The following is a 20962-nucleotide window of genomic DNA, read 5'->3' as shown; positions in this document are numbered from 1 at the left end:
CCTGTTACCGCTTTGCCGTGCCTTCATACGTCGCAAGCAGCTGCTCCGTGTACACTCCCGGAGCTTTGTAGACTATCATAGGCGGATCAATCTTGATCATGGAGTTGCCACCCTTAACGGCCTCCACTATGACCATGTTCGGCTCCTTATCTATGTATGGATGTACAAGCTGCATCCTCTTTGGCTCAAGCCTGTGCTCATGCAGGCATTCAAATATCTCAGCAAGCCTGAACGGCTTGTGTATCATATAGAAGCTTCCGCCGGGTTTAAGGGCATACTCTGCCGCCGCCACCACCTGATCCAATGTCACATGTACCTCATGTCTCGCTATGTTCTTAGGTGCATCCGGATTCTCCAGACCGTGACTGCCCTTTATGTATGGCGGATTTGAGGTCACTATGTCAAAGGAGGCCTTCTTGTAGTTACAAGAGACCTCCTTTATATCTCCGTTATCTATTCGCACTAAACCGTCAAGCCCATTGAGGCTCACGCTCCTTGCCGCCATGTCCGCACATGCAGGCTGAAGCTCTATGCCTATAAACCGTGCTCCATCTGCCATTTTACCGCCAGGCTGCTGATTCACCCCTGCATCCGAATTAGTAACTCCATCTACGGCAATACAATCATGTGAGGATCTATAATCATCGGCATTCAAACCAGCAAGTCTCTCATCTCTGGTAAGAGTTTCATCCCCATACTCCTTTGCAGCAAGAAGTATAGGTATGATACCTGTTCCCGTTCCGAGATCCAGATATCTGCCACCGCGCTTAAATCTCACATAGTTTGCCAGCAGCACAGCATCCATCCCAAAGCAGAACATTCCGCTGTTCTGTATGATCTGATAACCCTTGCACTGCAGGTCATCTATCCTCTCACAGGATTTTATAACCACTTCCGGTCTAATCGTCAAATTTGGACTTTCCACCCTTGTCCTCCAATGCCTCAAGTGCCTTGTACTCCTCAGCGCTGAGTCTCTCTGAATTCTTTCTTCTCTTAGGCTTGAACTTGAGTTCAGCCACAGGATACTCCATAACTTCCTTGTTGTCATCCTTGTCTGTCACCACGATCTTAACCTTCTGCCGGAGAACGTTCACTGACATGACCTCGCCCTTGTTGCCATCTATGGTCCTGACGAAATCTCCTACATTCGGAAGCTTCTCATTCAGATACTCGTAAGTGTCCTGCTCATGCTTCAGACAGCACATAAGTCTTCCGCACACACCGGATATCTTAGTAGGATTCAGTGACAGGTTCTGCTCCTTTGCCATCTTGATTGATACTGGAACGAACTCCGACAAATGCTTGTTACAGCAGAGCTCCCTTCCACATATGCCGATTCCGCCAACCATCTTGGTCTCATCGCGGACACCGATCTGTCTGAGCTCTATTCTTGTCTTGAACACAGATGCCAGATCCTTTACCAGCTCTCGGAAATCGATTCTCCTGTCTGCTGTAAAGTAGAACAGCACCTTATTGTTGTCAAATGTATACTCAGCCTCGATGAGCTTCATGTCCAGCTTATGCTTTGCGATCTTCTCAAGACATATGCCAAATGCTCTCTTGCTCTTCTTCTTGTTATCCTCGTATCTTCTGGTGTCATCCTCTGTGGCAATTCTTATGATCGGCTTGAGTGACGCCGTTATCTTGCCCTCTTCTACCTCTCGTCTTCCCAGAACCACTTTGCCGTACTCCACACCCCTTGCGGTCTCGACAATGACAAAACTGCCGGCCTCGACCTCAAAGTTCTGTGGATCAAAATAATATATCTTACCGTTTGGTCTGAAACGAACTCCTATAATCTCTTTCATTAACAATTCTCCTTCATGGTTAGGAGCATAAGCTCCATGACAATGTCAAAGCTGACATTCGCCTCAAGTCTGACCTTGGCCTTGTCCATAGACTTGAGTACCTTTTCTATACCCTCATAGCTGATGTGTGAGGACTGCTTTCTTATATCAGAATAATACTCCTTGAACATCAACCGGCCCGGGTTATTGGACACCTTGAGCATAAGAATGTCCCTGTACCACATCATCATCAGATCGATGTAGTCACTTACCTTGAGCTTGTACAGCTCCATATTCTTAATGGCAAATATCATGTCATCAACCGACATATCACTTATATGTCTCATGAACTTCACCACATTTTCCTTGATCTCCTTGTACTCATCACTAGTTGCAAGCCTGATGGCCTTTCCCAGATTGCCCTGGGCAAAATCCATACAGAAGTCAGCCTTCTGCTTGTCCAGCTTGAGCTCGTTCATGAGATAATCAAGTATATCATGTTCTCTGACAGGCTTCACATTCAGCACTATACATCTGGACTGTATAGTCTGAAGCATCTTATCAAGATTGTTGGTGAGCAGTATGATTATTGCATAGGACGGAGCTTCCTCGATCGTCTTTAACAAAGCGTTCTGTGCATTCACATTCAGAAGCTGTGCATCCTCTATAACATATATCTTATATCTGCTGCTATAAGGCTTGATATCAATATCAGAATTCACCTGATCACGTATCTCTTCAACCGAGATCACATTTGGCTTGTCGTGGGTCACCCACACGATATCAGGCTGATTTCCCGTCTCACACTGAAGACATGACTTACAATGATTACATGGCTCTGTACCGCCCTCCTCACACTGGAGAGTCTTGACCAACGCCCTGGTAAGGGTCTTTTTTCCACTTCCTGTCTCGCCATTGATGATGTAGCCCTGGGATATCTTACCCAGCTCAATGCTGCTCTTGAAGTGGCGTATTATGTCCTCATGTCCGATTATGTCTGTGAAATCTATCATATATACCAACCCCCTTACAATTAATTTTTTCTGTATGTCTATTCTGACCTTCTCCAAAATCAAAATATATTAAAGATTAAGTTTCTTCTCTACATACCCTACTATTATACCATGAATCTCATCAATAGGTAAAGTAGCGTCTATCTTCACTATTCTCTCAGTGTGCATATCCGCAAGCATGCGGTATCCATCCACGACCTTCTGATGGAACTCCATTTTTTCATTCTCCATTCTGTCAAGTTCAGCCTGGTTCTTCTTTCTGGATATTCCCTCCTGGGCGTCAAGATCCATGAGGAATGTCATATCCGGCATGATTCCCTGAAGTGCAAATTCATTTACCTTATACACCGTGTCAACTCCGAGTCCTCTTCCGATTCCCTGATACACAGCGGATGAGTCCACAAATCTGTCTGCAATCACCGCCTGACCGGCATCCAGTGCAGGCTTGATATTCTCTTTCACAAGCTGGGCTCTCGCCGAAGCATACAGAAGCAGCTCAGTCATATATCCCATCTCTGTAAAATCCTTGTTCAATATAACCTCACGGATCGCCTCACTTATGGGATTTCCCCCCGGATCTCTGGTTATCAGCACGTCATAGCCTTTCTTCTCCAGATATTCCTTAAGCAGCTCCCTCTGTGTGGTCTTGCCCGCTCCGTCCGGGCCCTCTATAGTTATAAATATTCCTTTCATATCCTAACCCTGCCATATGCTGTTCCTGCACATGTACACCTTTCATATTTATATTGTGATTCTTATCAAACCTTCCAGATCATAATGCTACATATCATTCTCCGCACAGCACTTTGATATAACCGTCATTGACTCCTGCCACATTAAGTCCGCTGTCTATCATGGACTTTATTCCGTTCACCGCCTGCCGGTCAACGATCTCTCCCGGCGCCAGCACAGGTATTCCCGGCGGATATGCATATACAAATGCCCCCGACACCTTTCCAGCCGCACCCTCAATCGGCACGCTCTCCACTGGTCTGTCCCACGCGGTTCCCGGCGGCATAGCTGACCTTCTGCCGGATATGATATCCAGCTCCTGCCGGTCTGTTTTATCCGGCTCATAGCCAAGGTTCCCGTCTATCTCAGCCACCGCATTAAATAGTATATCATAACTGTCTGCACTGTCCACAACAGATGATATACAAATGACATAACTCACCGATGCCATCTCAACAATCAACCCATACCTGTCCGCCAGAATTTCAGCAAGCATAACCCCTGTAAATTTCTGTCCCGACTCGTCTACAGTTCCCGGTCTCACGACAAATACCAGCCTGCCCTCATCACGGTCGAACACTTTACACGCATTACAGATCTCATCATTTTTCACTGAGGAAGCATCAGGTCTGAACAGCCGTATATTTCTGAGCCCATCACATTTCCCGGCAAATGCCTCAAGCCTCCGCCCATACCTGGCAAATCCATCTCTGTTATTTGCGCCAAATGCAACTGCCTTCTCCATGCTCTGCATAAATATATATGAAGGCGAAGATGTCTGGAATATCTGCAGATATCTTCTAACCCTCTCATCAAGCTCAGGATTCATCACATGAAGAAGTGATGTCTGTGTGAGTGCCGGCATGGTCTTGTGCAGGCTCTCGATGACAATATCCGCGCCCTGCTGCATGGCGGTCTCATGTCCTTCCATGAAGTTCAGATGTGCTCCCTGTGCCTCGTCCACAATGAGATATATTCCATACCTGTGTACTATCCCAGCTATGGTTCTTATATCAGATATGACACCCTCATATGTCGGCGATGTGATTATCACCGCTCTTGGCTTTCTGCCATCTGCTACCAATTCCTTAAGAGCAAGCTCCAGCTTATCCGGCGATATGTCACCCAGTATGTCTGTCCTCTCTGACATTTCACGATCATCTTCATCGCCTGGAGCCATCATTTGCGATATTTCGCATTCATCTTCTCCATCATCTGACATTCCATTCGATATTGCTCCGACTTCATTCTGACCCACACCGTCAGGCCAGCTCATACTCACATAATCCGGCACTATATACTCGGGCTCAAGCTCCAACATACAGATAGCGTTGTACACCGCCTTGTGGCAGTTTCTTGCCGCAAGTATCACGTCTCCTCTGTGACAGGTGGCGTGTATAGCTGTCATAAGTCCGGATGTGGAACCGTTCACCAGCATATATGTTGCAAATGTTCCATACACCTTCTTCATCTCGGCAATACTATCCGCTATGAACATCTCCGGCTCATGCATGTCGTCAAGATCTTTAGCCTCAGTGAAATCATGTGCATACACCCCGTTCCAGAAGTTTTCCCGGGATTTTGAAATGTTATCAACATTTTGGACGGCTTCTATCGGCTGTCTCTTGTGCCCAGGCATGTGCCACGGGTATGTACCCTTCTCTATATATTTTTCAAGTGCTTCATTTATATATTCCTTCACCAGTTTTTCTCCGTAACATAGATTCTGTGTGATATAATACCATACTTTTATGTATTTGTAACAGCACAGACTTCTCCCAACGTCTGCACAGATATAAAAAACAGGAGAAGCTCTATCCGGCTTCTCCTGCGAGGGGGTATAAAAAAAGTTTTGCCTATTTTATGATCTTTCAAATGCTGCAACGGCATCCTCGATCTTCTGTAATTCGTCATCGGTCATGACTGTATGTGCCTGCTTTTCAACAGCCTTGAGATTGCTGATGATCTGCTCAGGCTTTGAAGCACCGATCAGCACTGTTGTGACCTCCGGCTTGTTCAGCAGCCATGCGATGGCAAGCTCTGATAGCTTCATATCATATCCGGCTGCGATCTCATTTAACTGGTTGAGGAGAGGTCTAGTTTCAAGCACCTGATCCTCATGAAGGAATCTTCCGTCCTTCACTGCCCTGCTGTCCGCCGGCATATCCTTCAGATATCTGTCTGTCAGCATTCCCTGTGCCAGAGGCGAGAAGCATATGAGTCCCTTGCCTGATGCGTATGTCTGCTTCAGAAGCCCATTGTTCTCGACAGATCTGTCCAGTATGCTGTATCTGTTCTGATTTATCACAAATGGCACATGAAGCTCATCAAGTATGCGCTCCGCCTTTGCCATGGTAGGTCCGTCATAGTTGGAGAGTCCGACATAAAGTGCCTTTCCACTCTTCACTATCTGCGCCAATGCTCCCATGGTCTCCTCGAGTGGAGTGTTCGGATCCATTCTGTGATGATAGAATATATCCACATATGGGATGCCAAGTCTTTTAAGGCTCTGGTCAAGACTTGCTATGAGATATTTTCTGCTGCCCCAGTTGCCGTAAGGGCCTTCCCACATATCGAATCCGGCCTTAGTGCTGATTATCAGCTCATCCCTGTACGCACCCAGTTCCTCTCTGAGTATCTTTCCAAAGTTCTCCTCTGCACTTCCATACACCGGGCCATAGTTGTTTGCTATATCAAAATGTGTTATTCCGTTGTCAAATGCGGTAAAGCACATCTTCTTCATATTCTCGTAATCGTCATTTGTTCCAAAGTTGTGCCAGAGTCCAAGTGCCAGAGGCGGCATCATAAGACCGCTCTTGCCGCAATGTCTGTAAAATCCTGTACCTTCAACATTCTTATATCTATTCTCTGCTGCCTTATAATCTCCCATATTGATACCTCTCTTAAAATTATCCTTACGATGGTTTCTTTTTATATATGCAAGTTATCACTACATTTTGAAGTATATCATACCTATTACATCAAAAAAATATGAATATTTTTGTATTATATATGAAAATTTTATTATGATTTCTATAAATGTTCTGCCTAAATTATCCTGGACATTTTTACTATCCTCTATATGCCTGTTACGCATTTACTGGGAGCTTATCTCCACCGAAAAAAGATCATACCGATTCTCATAGAGCATTTCCTCTGCCTGTATGCCATCACAGGCGCAGCTCACATTCATCTCACTTGCCTCAACTCCTATGAAATAGTCAGCCACAATACATCTGAAACATATGTCCAAAAGGCGACATCCCCTGTCATCATATTAACATGATATACAGACGATGTCGCCTTTCTGTGTCCTTTATTCTGCTTTTACAGCCCATCTCATCTTCGTCGATCTTGCTCTCGGATTGCGGGCGCACTCCTCCGCTGACGGTCTGATGACATCCTTGCTGACTTCGCTGTAAACACCAGCCTTCGCTCCCGCCTTGAACGCTCTCTTTACCAGTCTGTCCTCACCTGAATGGAATGTCAGTATCGCCACTTTTCCACCAGGTCTGAGCGCATCCGGCAGCTTGTCAAGGAAATCATACAAAACCTCAAACTCACTGTTCACATCTATTCGCAGAGCCTGAAAACACCTCTGACAGGATTTCTTTACAGCCTCTTTTCTGTCCTTCTCCGGCACAAATGCCAATGCCTCCTCGATGGCATCCTTCATCTGCGTGGTGGTCTCCACATAATTCTTAGTTCGGTTTCTCTTCATGATGACCGTGGCGATCTCCTCCGCATAAGGCTCGTCCGAGTTCTCCTGGAACATCCCAACGAGTTCCTCATACGAAACCTCTCGTAGACGCTCCGCCGCCGACTCACCCTTCTCCGGATCAAGCCTCAGATCAAGTGGTCCATCAAACTTGTATGTGAATCCCCTGTCTGGATTGTCTATCTGCATGGAAGACACTCCGAGATCCGCAAGGATAAAATCAAATCCCCCGGCCTCCTCTGCCACCTGGTCGATATTCCTGAAATTTGTCTGCTTTATCGTGAGTATATCCTCACCGTAGCCGGCCTCCGCCAGTCTCTGCTTCGTCTTCACTATCTCTATAGGATCAACATCCAGAGCATACATATGCCCCTCTCCATGGAGCTGCTCAAGCATACGCCTTGTGTGTCCACCATAGCCCAGTGTCGCATCAAGCCCCTGCTGTCCCGGCTGTATCTGAAGGAAATCCAGTATCTCATTTACACATATTGAAATGTGCATCCCTGCCGGGGTACTTCCCTTACTTATGACTTTCTCTATCGTATCCGCATATTTTTCAGGATCGTGCTCCTTGTATTTCTCCTCAAACCTCTTCGGATGGGTGCCACTGTAGTGCACTCTCCTCTTGTGTATCTTTTCTTCCATATATTCTTATCTCCTTAGCCGCCGTCTGCCATACAAGGCCCCGGAACATTTATGTCATAATACCATATATCTGCGAAACAAGCCACACAACACTAAAAAAATGGAAGCCACGGCATTCATCCGTGACTTCCAGAATAATAGCATCATATAATTATTATTATTTACCAGCTATAATGTGATGTATCATGGTGAGCTGGCTCCTGAGTGCATCCACAGATATCTGTCCAGGGGCGGAAGGTATGCCCGCTGTGGCAAATGATATCGTATTGCCATACATCTCTCCTGTGGTTCTTGTCTCCACACCAAGTTCACCCATGGATATAACTATGAGAGGGGTCTGATTTCCACTATCCTGCAGTTCCTTTGCAGCCTGCATCATATCTACGACCTGCGATCCCTCCTCAGGCATCATGGCTATCTTGGCTATATCTGCACCTGTGAATATGATGGACTTAAATCTGTCAACTATCTGTTCCATAGGTATAGTAGTCTTGAAATCGTGATTGGACACTATGACATACACGCCCTTGGAATGAGCCTCCGCTATGACTTCATCCACAATCTCCATGTCGGAGAAATATTCTATATCCACGATGTCTATATATCCACTGTCTATAGCGTCAATAAGAAGGTCGTGATACTGGCTGAGTGTTGCCTCCATGCAGCCACCCTCGCCCTTTGTTCGGAATGTAAATATAATAGGAAACTGCCCCAGCTTATCATGGATCTTCGCCAGAGTCTTCATAAGTGCCTCTCTGTCAAAGCACTTCTCGTACATATCCGCTCTGAATTCCACCATGTCTGGTTCCGACTTCGCTATGATCCTCAACTGATAGTCCACATCATAATCCGTCGGAGCTACCAGAGGTACACAGATCTTAGTCATTCCCTCTCCTATCGCCACATTCTTCACATTAACGACCTTCATCACTGCCTCCTGCCCTTTTCACATTTTCCCTGCACGCTGTACAGCTATTACTTTATCTCAATTGCATCCATGAATGTCTCACACAGCTTCTGCGCGTCAACCTTGTCGACCTTATCCCAGTAGCTGATAGAACATGTAACTACATCCTCGCCTGTAGGATATACCAACAGCACCTCTGTTCTGTCCATATCATATGATGTGAGCTGTATCACAAGATATGTTACCTCTGTGCCATCCTTTGCCTTCACTGTGCCATCTGTCATCTCGTTGACCTTGGAGTTCTCATCGTTGTAATACTCTGTGTAAGTATCCTTCATGTTCTTCACAAGATCACTTGCTGAATAGTGTGTATATGTAGAATAGCTTGCATATACATCGCCCTTCTCATCATTATAAGATATGGTATACTCTGAAGCATAGCTTCTCTCGTATCCCTTTGGATCATTGATCTTTACTGACTTATCGCCAAGGCTTAATGTAACCTTTGAAAGGTCTTCCTCCTCTGTGCTGTCATTTGACTTCTCTGTGGTTGCTTCCTCTGTTGTAGCTGCCTCTGTTGTCTCAGGCTCTTCCTCCTCAGTATCCTTTGAGTCGGTGCCGAACTTTCCGTCAAGTCTGCTGTCAACACTTACTGAGTCAAATATCTCGCTCCATGCTGATACGATCTTTTCCATCTTATCCATGTTGATGTACTGATCTACATCATCACTGTTGAGAACTGAGTAATCAACCACATCTCCTGCTGCAGGAGCCTCTATCTTGTTGTCCTTCTCTGCTACCTTGAGATTTCCTGAGCACTGAAGAACATCCTCGCCTGATACTGTAACTGTGAGCTTTGCATCATTTATGCTGAATGACTCGCCCTTCTTGACATCTGCAAGGACACCCTCAAATGCAGCCTGAGCAGTCTCACCCTGTACATCAACAGATATGCTTCCACTCATCTTACCGCTGTTCTTGTCATAGTCTGATGTCACATTTCCTGTGAACTCCTGGCTCTCTCCGCCGCTCATTGCTGATAATGTGTACTTCTTGTCAGTTGATATCTTATCTCCTGATGTGTCAGTCTTTGACTCACTCTTGAGCTCTATATTTACATCTGAACCGTATGTAAGTGCTATCTTTGTTACAGCATCTGATGTGACATTTCCGTCACCCATGTAATCTGCTGTGAATGAAATCTTAACGCCTGCTGCTGCAAGATCATAATCCCAGTCAACACGGATCACCTTGTCGTTTTCTACGTATACATTTGCAACGGCATCCTTTGTCATTACTGCGCTGACCAGAGATGGAATAGTGCCGATGGACTGCTTGAGCTGATCCTTTGTAACACCCATCTGATCCATCATATCATCTGACAGATTGCTGTCCATGTACTTGTTCAGACAGTCAACCAGTGCCTGTGAGAACTCATCTATAGCGTCTGTTGTGATTGTCACTGTGTAGTGGTCTGCCTTGATAGTCTTGCCATTTGCATTTGTAAACTCATCCTTGCCGACCTTCTCATATGTTATGGACTCTGCAAGCTTATCTGCAGCCGGCTTGAGATCCTCATCTATGATCTTCTGAAGAGCCTCGCTGTCAACTGAACCGCCGGCTCCCGCATCCTTGCTGTCGAGCTCTGCCATAACACTGTTCATGTCAAATGAAAATGTCTTGGTAAAGAGATCAGGACATGACATATAGAGCGTCTGACCGATCATTACAACATCCGCACTGACTGTCTCGCCTGCCAGTGTCATGGAAGAATCAAGCTTGAAGCTGTTCTGTCCGTTGCTCTTGGCTGTGCTTGCGTCAAATGTAAATGTTGAACCGTCGAGCTGACCATCTCCGGCAACCTTGTCGATGGTAAAATCTGACTGAACGTCCAGCTTGTCGACATCTATGTCATCTGCTCCGACGATACCCACAATATTATTGTTCTCAAGTTCCTTTGCTGTGTTCTCCATCGCGTCCTTAACCGCATCCTTAGGACTCTTCTTGATGAACACGAAGAATACAACAACAAATGCTGCTATGATAACAAGCGCTGCCACAACTGCTATTATGGCTATCTTGATACCCTTTCTCTTCTTTGGAGACTCAGGCTTGTGCGCCTGATCACCATACATGTTCACGGTCTGATCATATACACTCTGCTGTGCATTCATCTGCTGACCGTACTGATCTGCAAACTGCTGATTTGCATCGTACTGCTGCTGGCCATACTGTCCTGCGTACTGCTGGTTTGCTCCATACTGCTGCTGGCCGTACTGTCCTGCGTACTGCTGGTTTGCTCCATACTGCTGCTGGCCGTACTGTCCTGCGTACTGCTGGTTTGCTCCGTACTGCTGCTGGCCGTACTGTCCTGCATACTGCTGGTCTGCGCTATACTGCTGACCCGCATCGCCCTGCTGATTCTGTGATGGCTGTGGACCATCGGCGCCGTTAGGATTCATTCCGTCCGGCATCTGATTCATGTTATTATCACTCATAATATCTCCCTTTCTGTGTGAATAACCATTATCCTTCCTCTGTAAATTTACACAAATACTTATAAAATGTAAACATTTTTTATTATCTCTTCATATTATGTAAGCAATGTGAAATGGCACGTTAACGCCTGATACGCCACATTGCTGGCACTAAAAATCAGCTTCATCGTCGAAACTGAGTCCAAGTTTTCCAAGTATTGACTTTGGAACATAAGCTTCTATAAATATGCCATCGTCCAGATATTCCTCTGTCTGGATCTCACCGTATTTGTGTATAAGTCCTGTGAGCCCTGCTTCAGAATATGCAAATGTATGCCTTATATATGACTTCTGATTTCTAAGTATTTCCTCTATCGCACTGGCAAGCTCCGAGAGTCCCTGTCCCGTGGCAGCCGAGATATACAGAGTCTTGTCCGCTCTCAGATCGCGCACACCCACCAGGTCATCCTTCGATATTCTGTCTATCTTGTTGAATACAGTTATCACAGGTTTTCCCGAATTCTCATCTATCTTGAGCTGCTTTAATGTGCCGTACACCGTCTCTATGTTCTTATCCCAGTTTTCATCCGATGCGTCCACAACATGAAGGATGACATCACAGTATTTTGCCTCCTCCAAAGTGGAGCCAAAGGCCTCGACCAGATGATGCGGCAGCTTCCTTATAAAACCGACCGTATCGGTGAGCAGTATGTTCTGTCCGCCCGGCAGCTTGTATCCTCTTGTCGTAGGATCAAGGGTCGCAAATAATTTGTCTTCCTGTAATACTCCTGCCCCCGTGAGTGCATTCAGCAGGGTCGACTTGCCCGCATTTGTGTATCCGACTATGCCAACAACCGGCACAGCGCTCCTCTGTCTCTGCTTTCTCTGCTGGCTTCTCTGGGATTCAACGTTCCTGAGCTCCGCCTTCAGTCTGGAGATCCTGTCCCTTATGACTCGTCTGTCTATCTCCAGCTTCTTCTCTCCCGGTCCTCTCGTTCCGATTCCACCGCCAAGTCTCGACAATGAATCTCTCATACCAACGAGTCTGGTGGCTCTGAACTTAAGCTGTGCAAGTTCCACCTGCAGCTTGCCCTCGTAGCTTCCAGCATGTGCTGCAAATATATCGAGAATGACCATTGTCCTGTCCATAACCTTTATGTCCAGTGCGTCCTGAAGGTTCATCAACTGTGCCGGTGACAGCTCATCATCACAGCACACTCCTGTGGCGCCCAGCTCATATATCATCTCCCTGAGCTCCTCAACCTTTCCTCTTCCCAGATACAAGTCATTTGCAATGCGGTCCCTGTTCTGCACCAGCCGTCCCACGACCTCGGCTCCGGCTGTGTCTATGAGCTCCGTGAGCTCGTCCAGGGATGCCTGAATCTCCAAGGAGACCTCTTTCTGTGTATATCCACCTGTATCGGCGGCAAATATGATTATCTTTTCTTTTATCTTCTCTGCTTCGAGATCATAAATTGTACTTTTCCTGTCTGCCATGATCCACCTCTACTTTTCAACGGTGACTGTGACTGTGTGATAGGATGATCTGTTGCCGCTGCTGTCCTGCGCACAGCACACAACTGTATAGCTGCCCGCCTTGGACTCCATTTTGTTAACAGCCACACATATAACGTCCTGTCCAAGACTTGTGAGTGCTTGTCCATCCAGAGTCTTGCCATTGCCATCTGTGGCCACTCCTGTCCTTATCAGTGTATCACCATCCTGTGCGTTCACATAAGATGCAACAAGATCTGCAAGCTCATCAGCCTGTCCATTGTAACTCTCCAGCTTTATCTCCACAGGAACCCTTGTTATAACAGGAGCTTCATCATCCTCCACTGTTATCTCGATACTCTTACATATCTCACTGCCCTGATCTGTAAAGCTGTACTTTACTGTATATTTTCCCAGCTTCATATTGTCCACGGTTCCCTCAACCTTCAACTGATCCGTTACATCCTCACGCTGTGAATTGAAGGCCCATATTCCCGCCATTGTGTCATAGTTCTCGCCCTGGTTTATGCTGTGGCTCTCCGCACCGTATATCACGGCTGTTCCTGCGGTCGGATTCTCCTCAACCATGTCTGTCGGATCCCATCCGGTCTCATCAGTGTTATCCAGTCTGGTCACCGGCACAGGTCTTCCCAGCGGGCCATAATAGTCACTGTCAAATATATCAACATATGTTCCAGACTCGCAGTTCTCATATATCCATTTGGTATCTGCAACGCACAGTCTGACGCATCCCAGTGATGCCCCGGTTCCAAGCTTGTTGAATTCCCATGTCTCAAGCGAATCCTTTGTGGTGTCCAGATAAGGCACGGAATGGAACAGGGTGTCGCCATCTATCTGTGACACATACTGGCCATAACAGTTGTCAAACAGTGCAAGCCAGTCCCACTTGAGCTGTATGTTGAACAGTCCGACAGGAGTCTCTCCCACCGGTGATACCGAACAGCGCATTGCCTTTACCGGAACAGTGTAATATCCAGCAGCGTCCAGCTTGTATATAGTAACTATATTTTCCTGTCTGTTTATCTTGATGGCGTATGGACAGCCATTGTCCGCCAGATCCTCGCCATTATAATTCTCTTCCTGCTCAGTCGCCGGAACCGCTATGTCCGTACATTCCACAGTTCCCTGAACCTTGAGTTCCGCAACCTTTTCTGTTGTTGCTGCTGAGGCATCGCCATTCGTATTATCACTGTCCGCCGATGTTCCTGTGGCAACCGAGTCCTTTTCATTATGATTATCCAGTTTGCTCTTAAGTCTATAGTTTTTCACAGCAAGGCCTATGACCAGTCCAAGCAGAATGACTCCCACTGCGTATAACGCAATTCTCTCGAGCTCCGCATGTCTCTTCTTGTTACGCTTATTTTTTTGTCTGTTATTCTTTTCCATATTTTCCATTTCTTTCTATAAATATATGTCAAATGTTAGTATGCACAATCAAGCCATTTTTAATCGTTACACTTTAACATAACATTTTATATAACAAAATAAAACATTTTTCTTTAAAATTAAGCAAAAACCACATTGACTTTATCGCGAACTGTTGTACAATCGAATATCAGGCGCAAAAATTAAGGAGGTTTATTATATATGAAAGATCTAACAGTCGGAAAGCCAATGAAAGTCATATGGTTATTTGCTGTTCCTATGATACTGGGACAGATCGCACAGCAGTTATACAGTTTTACAGACTCAGCCATCGTGGGCAACTACGTAAGCTCACAGGCACTCGCCGCGGTTGGCGCAACCTCAGTCATTTCGAATATGATAATAGGCTTCCTCAACAGCGGAACCATGGGGCTTGCCATCCCTATAGCCAAATACTATGGTGCAAAGGACTATCACAATATGAGAAGATGTATCGGTGCATCGGCCATCATGACACTGCTGGCATCCATTGTCCTGACCGTTCTGAGTCTAATATTTATAAGGCCTATCCTGGTACTTCTCAAAACACCAGACGACATATTGGATATGGCAGCAAGCTACGTTATAATCATAATCGTTGGAATCATATTCTGTTCATTATATAATCTGTGCGCCAACATACTGCGTGCAGTCGGAGACAGCAAGACGCCTCTTATATTCCTCGGTATATCAGTTGTCCTCAATATTGTTCTGGATCTTATGTTTATAAGGGCATTTGACATGGGAGTACGAGGTGCAGCCATCGCCACCGATATATCACAGGCGCTGGCGGGCATACTTGCCCTGATCTATATACTTGTGAAGGCCAAGCATCTGATTCCGGAGAAGGATGAATACTCCGTAGAGAAGAGTGACCGGTCAGACCTCATACAGTCCGCACTTGCCATGGGATTTATGAGCTGTATAGTGAACATCGGAACGGTCATACTCCAGAGAGCCATCAATGGACTCGGAACTGATATAGTAACCGCCCACACAGCGGCAAGAAAGATATTTGATATCCTCATGTTCATGTTATATATAGTAGGAAATGCCGTGACGACATATGTAAGCCAGAATATGGGCGCAGGCAGATACGACCGGGTACATCAGGGTGTGAGGGCTGCGATCATCATAAACACGATCATAACCACTGTCATGATAATATTCGGCTGGCTGCTCAGCCCGGCACTTATAAAGCTGGTTGCAGGTACATCTGCCAGTGCCATCATAGATCCGGCCGTGAGATATGTAAGGATCGGCGTGACGTGCTTCTATGTACTTGGTCCTCTGTTCGTTCTGAGATGTGCAATGCAGGGAATGGGCAGGAAGATCGTTCCAGTTATGTCATCCACTATAGAATTGGTTGGAAAGGTACTTGCGGTTATGATACTCACTCCAAGACTTGGATATCTCGGAGTTACCATCACAGAGCCTATCATCTGGTTCTGCTGTACACTGATGCTCTCCATAATGTATCTCACAACCCCTGTGGAGAAGCTTGTTGAGAAGAGACGTGCTGCAAACTGATATTGCATACAAATATAAACCAACAAATAAAGCCCCACTGACGGTGGTCTTCATCACCGCCGACAGTGGGGCTCTTTGTATGGCTAAAATGAGTATTACTTCTTATCCTTTTTGATAACGATATAGCCTGCACCAGCCATGATAAGTGATGCTATCATTATCGCAAACATTACGTCTACAGGTGACTTATCTCCTGTATTTACCACGTTCTGTCCATTTCCACCTGTGCTTCCATCCGTTGTTGCTGCTGTGGTAGCCTCAGTTGTCTTGTCGTCATTGCCAGGCTTCTCAGTTGTTGGAGCCTCGGTAGTCTGATCCTCTGTGGTTGGATTCTCAGTTGTGGCATCGTTCTTGCCTGGATCCTCTGTATTTGAATCATCCTTGCCAGAATCTGCCGCATCCTTCTTAACCAGTGACTTGTCTGTTATGATAAGTCCATTCTTGTCCACTGGATTCTTCTTGAGCATATCATCTGTGAGCTTCACTGCCTGGATTCCATCAAAGTAGATAGTTGAGTCAACTATCCACTTGCCAGTGTGATCCTCCGGCACGATCGAGTTGCACCATACAGCAAATTTGACTATATCCGATGCATCGAGTGTACCACCCTTCTTACCCTTGAATGAGCTGAATGGAATAGTAACATACTGTGCCTTTGTTCCCTTTACGAAATCTGTGAGGTATACCTCAAATTCCTCGCCGCTTCCATCTGTGATCTGGATCACAAGTTTCTGTCCCATACCGTCCGGCTGTACCCACATCTCAAGCGCATTATACTTTGAGAAATCATTGTTTGTAAGCTCTGACTTAATCCTTCCTGTCCACACCTCTGATCCATTTGTCTCAAGCTTATACTTGAACGCACCGCCGTATGTGCCACCGTTCTTATGTGTCTTGTTAAGAACAAAGCTTGAGCTGCATCCTGCGGCTGAGTTAGATGTGTATGTGGAATCCAGAAGTCCGTCGCTTCCTGAATAGTACTCGAAGTCCTCGATGACATTTGCAGGAGCCTTATCCTTGGCCTTTCCAAGGCTTATGTGTGACAGCTGTGCGAGCTGCTCGCCATCTGCCAAGAGTGTGATGGTTGCTGTATCTGTCTTTCCAAGCTTGCTGAGATTCTTCTCTGTAAGATCAGCCGTGTAAAGTGTTGGCTCTGATCCTGCAGCGGCAATCTCGGCTCCAGCCTCAGCGTTGAGTGTAAGCTTAACACCTGTATCAGGATTGTTGATAATGAACTGAACCTTTGATGCATTCTTAACACCAGCCTTGAGTGTTGTCGCCTTGAGGATGGTATCTCTGTCAAATGGATATACCATGTAACCCATCTGGCCCGTGTATGTATTTGCAGATACTCCTGCAAGGGTTCCCATGTTGTTGTAGAATCCTGTGTCTCCACCAAATATTGATGAGTCGTCGTTATAATACTTTATGAAGTCATTGATAAGCTCCTGTCCATGTGTAGCATCATACTTGTATGGTACATAGAAGTTGCTGTCTCCGAAGTTTGCCCATACAAGGTAGTATGGCATGTTGTTCTTCTTCGCAATGTCGTTGACTTCCTGATACCAGTTCTTTCCTGAAGCCTCTGTTCCAACCGGATTACCCTTTACGAGAAGTCCCTCGTTGTCTGAACCGTCCTTCTTCATGACTCTGACACCGCACTCAGCGATGGCTGGTATCTTGCCTCTCTTTGCAGCTATTGATGACACGATATTACATGTTGTATCAAGACTGTCAAAGAAAGAGTTGTCTGCTGCTGCAGGGTATGAATTGTAATCGTTGTAGTAGTCAAATGCAAGGATATCTACATACTCATCGCCTGGATAGTATGACATGTAAGCTGCCTCTGATGTGACAGGTCCGTTCGGTGAGTATACCCAGAGAAGGTTGTGTACACCGCTCTGCTCCATGTAATCCTTGGTATATCTGTAGAGAGACTTGTATGTCTCTGCTGTGTTCATTGATCCCCACCAGAACCAGCTTCCTGTGTTCTCGTGGAATGGTCTGATCATGATAGGTATTCCGGCAGCCTGAAGCTGTGATGCGTAGTCTGCGATCACATCAAGGTAAGCTGTAAATACCTTATTATATTCTCCACCTGGGAGAATCTGCTTAACTATGTCATTTGACAGATCCTTGGACTCTGAGAAATCACATCCGTAGAAGCTGTATGTTCCATCCGAATTCTTCACTATCTTGGAGCTGGAGAAGTTTGGCATATGCATTGACAATGACACGATCGCACCATTTGCCGCTGCCGTCTTGCTGTATGCCACTGAGTTTGCCAGTGCGGAAGCCGCATCTGAACCGCCTGCCTCTGAGCCTGTAACTGCCAGTGAATCGATTCCGAACACACCGCTGACCTGTCCGGTCACATCATATACATCACCGAGTGTCGCCTGTGGATTTACGCTTCTGCTCACATCATTCTGATGTCCGAACAGAACCTGATCACTGTTCATGAGCGTATTCAGGTATGCCGCGAGCGCCTTTGCACTGTCTGCTGCATTCGCATCGCTCACTCTAACTGATGATGGCATCTGTGAAAGATCCGCTGGTGAACCAGCACCTGGAGTCTCTGTTATCTCAACAAAATCCTTTGTTGTATCTGCCTGTGACAGAACAAGATTATCAAGATATACATTTCCCTTAAAGCTTGTGCTGCTTCCTATGATTCCTATTGTCACATCTCTGAGTAGTTTATCTGTAGGAGTAAATCCCATAGTAACTGTAACCTTCTTTAATCCATCTCCGATATCCTCTGCATCATCGTCGATGGTTGTATCTTTATTTATTATTCCATCTGCAAAAAACTTGATCTTACTTCCCTTGAGCTTTGCCGGGTAGATTATATCCACACTGAGCTGGTTGTACTGGCTCACATCCATAGCCTCTGTAGGAACACACTTAACCTTTGCCTCACTCCATGAGGAAGTTGAATCTGCTGAGTAGTCAACAGAAACCTTAAGTCTCTCATTTGCACTGTCATATGATATGTCAGGTGTGGCATTACCGGCCTTGTTGGCTGCATCGCCGTGCTTGTATGCATATCCGGCCTCTGTGCTCCACTTGTCATAATCCTCAGCCGATGAGAGATCTGAGATCACAGCAGGATCTCTCTGCTCAAGTCCGCCGCTGCTCTCCTTAACATCAAGTACCTTAACGTTGCTTATTGTGATCTTGCCGGCATATGCTGAGTTTGAATTGTACTGGAATACGATCTCCTGTACATTTCCCACCTCTGATACATCAAATGCAAATGATATATCGCACTTGCCATCTACAAAGTTCTCAGCCTTGATGAACGGATAGTCGCCTGACTTGGCGTAATCCCAGCTGTCGCCTGTCTTCATGGCACATGCAAGCTGGATCGCATTGTATGATCCGTCTGATGCCTCAGCACCGTCAAGGCCTGATATATCGCCATCAAGTGAAACCGTAGCTGTGAGCTTTGCCTTTGCTCCAACTTTGACATTGTCTACTGTAGGAAGATCTGTATAGCTTTCTGTATCATTGCTGGCAAATGCCTTGTCTGTCCACTTTGCATCGCTCGCTGTGTCAAATACAAGGCTTGCATCTGCGAAGTTTCCAGCCTCTGTCTCAGTTGTAGTCGGCTTCTTGCCACTCTCTACCTTGTCAACTGCAACGCCGCCGATGAGAACCTTTCCTGTAAATGCTGAGTTTGCATTGTACTGGAATACGATCTCCTGAACATCGCCTGCATCCACTCCGTTAAAGTTGAACTCTACGCTGCACTTGCCATCTGTAAAGTTCTCACTCTTTAAGAATGGATAGTCATCTGACTTGACATATGTCCAGCTGTCGCCTGCCTTGATAGCGCAAGCAAGCTGGATCGCATTATATGATCCGTCTGACGCCTCAGCACCGTCAAGGCCTGATATATCGCCATCAAGTGAAACCGTAGCTGTGAGTTTCGCCTTTTCACCTACAGTTGCACCCTCTATTCTCGCCATATCAGCATATGTATCGCTGTCATTGCTGGCGTACGCCTTATCCTTCCATGTCGTATCTGAAGCAGCGTCAAATGTGAGAACTGCATCTGAACTGCTCCATACTGTATTGTCTGTGATCGAAGGTGCTGCCACACCTGTCACATTTCCTGTTGCTGATGATCCGCCACCTGGCTCTTCTCCACCACCAGGCTCCTCTCCTGAATCATCACTCTGAATCTCCACATCAGATATTGATATTGTTCCAGTATATGCAGAGTTTGAATTGTACTGGAATATTATCTCGTTCGCAGCTCCTGTATCCTCCACATCAAATGCAAATGATACCTGTGTCTTGCCATCTGTAAAATTTTCCGCTTTAAGGAATGGATAATCATCAGATTTGGTGTATGTCCATCCATCGCCAGTCTTGATTGCACAGGAAAGCTGGATCGCATTATACGTTCCGTCAGCAGCCTCCGCACCATCCAATCCTGAAAAATCTCCATTAAGTGTTACATTTGCCGTGAGCACAGCCTTTTTACCCACAGACACATCATCGATCCTGCCTAACTCTGGGTATGTACCTTCATCATTGCTGGCATAAATTTTATCTGTCCACTTGGCATCTGCGCCAGTGTCAAATACCAGTTTGTCTGTAGTGATGCTCCACGCCATTTCCGCAGACGGCTCTGCTGCATCAGCTGAGACTATTGCCCCTGCACTTCCCCAGAATGAGCCAACCATTGCAACTGCACATGTCACAGCAACAAGTCTTGTTCTAAATCTCACCATATTTCCTTACCCTTTCTTTTTTGTGATATTCCTCCACTTTACTCACCACGAACAGCCTAATTCGTGATTAATATTTATACATATACTTATATTAACTCATTTTTTAATTGTTGAACATGTCATTAATTACCGAATATTTAAGTTGTTTTTTATTGCTTTTGCACGCCATATTAGTCAATAATTTAAGTTATTTGCAATTAATATTAGTTTCTTGTTGCCGCACGGATTGTTATAGCTCGCAGAGCGGGCAATCAGTGGTTTAACACACGTTGTAATTAATACATAAAAAAGCCAGCTGGCATAATACCAACTGGCTTTATATTAGTTTATTCATTTTTCAAATATTGAAGTATCTAATCAAAATATCTGAATGCTTCCACACATGCCATTGATTCTTCCACTATATTATAAATATCTATGAAAAAATTCGTTGTGCCTAGAGATTAAACTTACCGGAATATAAACTATCAGGGTACGAATTGCATCTAC

At 45.7% G+C, this 20962-nt stretch carries 14 protein-coding genes; 1 reads left to right on the top strand and 13 read right to left on the bottom strand.

Features of this window, described 5'->3' with window-relative positions:
- Positions 1-4 precede the first annotated feature (4 nt).
- The 12 genes from GT575_RS03320 to GT575_RS03270 all read right to left on the bottom strand — a co-directional run bounded on the left by GT575_RS03320 (position 5) and on the right by GT575_RS03270 (position 14180).
- Entirely contained in the window at positions 5-925 is a 921-nt protein-coding gene (locus GT575_RS03320; RefSeq protein WP_161171481.1) for a tRNA1(Val) (adenine(37)-N6)-methyltransferase, read from the bottom strand.
- Entirely contained in the window at positions 900-1808 is a 909-nt protein-coding gene (locus GT575_RS03315; RefSeq protein ID WP_015534368.1) for a PSP1 domain-containing protein, read from the bottom strand. Before GT575_RS03315 ends, GT575_RS03320 begins: the two co-directional genes overlap by 26 nt.
- Positions 1808-2800 carry a DNA polymerase III subunit gene (locus tag GT575_RS03310; protein WP_015534369.1) on the bottom strand — a complete coding sequence of 331 codons (993 nt, stop codon included), beginning with the start codon at positions 2798-2800 and terminating at the stop codon, positions 1808-1810. The genes GT575_RS03315 and GT575_RS03310 overlap by 1 nt, the downstream gene beginning before the upstream one ends.
- A gap of 69 nt (positions 2801-2869) precedes the next feature.
- On the bottom strand, positions 2870-3493 hold the full coding sequence (tmk, locus tag GT575_RS03305; protein WP_055146089.1) for a dTMP kinase: 624 nt from the start codon (positions 3491-3493) through the stop codon (positions 2870-2872).
- A 94-nt stretch (positions 3494-3587) separates the two neighbouring features.
- Complete coding sequence (locus GT575_RS03300) at positions 3588-5234, bottom strand: aminotransferase class I/II-fold pyridoxal phosphate-dependent enzyme (RefSeq protein WP_161171480.1); 1647 nt, start codon at positions 5232-5234, stop codon at positions 3588-3590.
- Positions 5235-5393: 159 nt separating this feature from the next.
- Positions 5394-6422 (bottom strand): aldo/keto reductase, encoded by a 1029-nt coding sequence (locus GT575_RS03295; protein WP_022217435.1) that lies wholly within the window; start codon positions 6420-6422, stop codon positions 5394-5396.
- A 207-nt stretch (positions 6423-6629) separates the two neighbouring features.
- Positions 6630-6785, bottom strand: a complete 156-nt coding sequence (locus GT575_RS03290; protein WP_158565907.1) for a hypothetical protein — start codon at positions 6783-6785, stop codon at positions 6630-6632.
- A 63-nt stretch (positions 6786-6848) separates the two neighbouring features.
- Positions 6849-7895: a 16S rRNA (cytosine(1402)-N(4))-methyltransferase RsmH gene (gene rsmH / locus GT575_RS03285; RefSeq protein ID WP_161171479.1), complete on the bottom strand. Its 1047-nt coding sequence runs from the start codon at positions 7893-7895 to the stop codon at positions 6849-6851.
- A gap of 157 nt (positions 7896-8052) precedes the next feature.
- Positions 8053-8823 carry a type I 3-dehydroquinate dehydratase gene (aroD, locus tag GT575_RS03280; protein ID WP_022217433.1) on the bottom strand — a complete coding sequence of 257 codons (771 nt, stop codon included), beginning with the start codon at positions 8821-8823 and terminating at the stop codon, positions 8053-8055.
- A 47-nt stretch (positions 8824-8870) separates the two neighbouring features.
- Positions 8871-11300, bottom strand: a complete 2430-nt coding sequence (locus tag GT575_RS14885) for a hypothetical protein (protein ID WP_192934928.1) — start codon at positions 11298-11300, stop codon at positions 8871-8873.
- A 150-nt stretch (positions 11301-11450) separates the two neighbouring features.
- Positions 11451-12776 carry a GTPase HflX gene (hflX, locus tag GT575_RS03275; RefSeq protein ID WP_161171478.1) on the bottom strand — a complete coding sequence of 442 codons (1326 nt, stop codon included), beginning with the start codon at positions 12774-12776 and terminating at the stop codon, positions 11451-11453.
- 9 nt (positions 12777-12785) lie between these two features.
- On the bottom strand, positions 12786-14180 hold the full coding sequence (locus tag GT575_RS03270; protein ID WP_118649491.1) for a L,D-transpeptidase family protein: 1395 nt from the start codon (positions 14178-14180) through the stop codon (positions 12786-12788).
- Positions 14181-14381: 201 nt separating this feature from the next.
- Between GT575_RS03270 and GT575_RS03265 the strand changes: the two genes are divergently transcribed.
- On the top strand, positions 14382-15728 hold the full coding sequence (locus GT575_RS03265) for an MATE family efflux transporter (protein WP_161171477.1): 1347 nt from the start codon (positions 14382-14384) through the stop codon (positions 15726-15728).
- Positions 15729-15823: 95 nt separating this feature from the next.
- On the opposite strand, the gene GT575_RS03260 is transcribed toward GT575_RS03265, so the two are convergent.
- The gene (locus GT575_RS03260) at positions 15824-20473 is read right to left on the bottom strand and encodes a glycosyl hydrolase (RefSeq protein ID WP_161171476.1); all 4650 of its coding nucleotides are present in this window, start codon (positions 20471-20473) and stop codon (positions 15824-15826) included.
- Positions 20474-20962: the final 489 nt, after the last annotated feature.

This window comes from Coprococcus sp. BIOML-A2 (assembly GCF_009875795.1).
Taxonomy (GTDB): Bacteria; Bacillota; Clostridia; order Lachnospirales; family Lachnospiraceae; genus Coprococcus; species Coprococcus aceti.
Note: the sequence above shows the minus strand (reverse complement) of the source record. Positions and strands in the feature narration are given on the sequence as shown.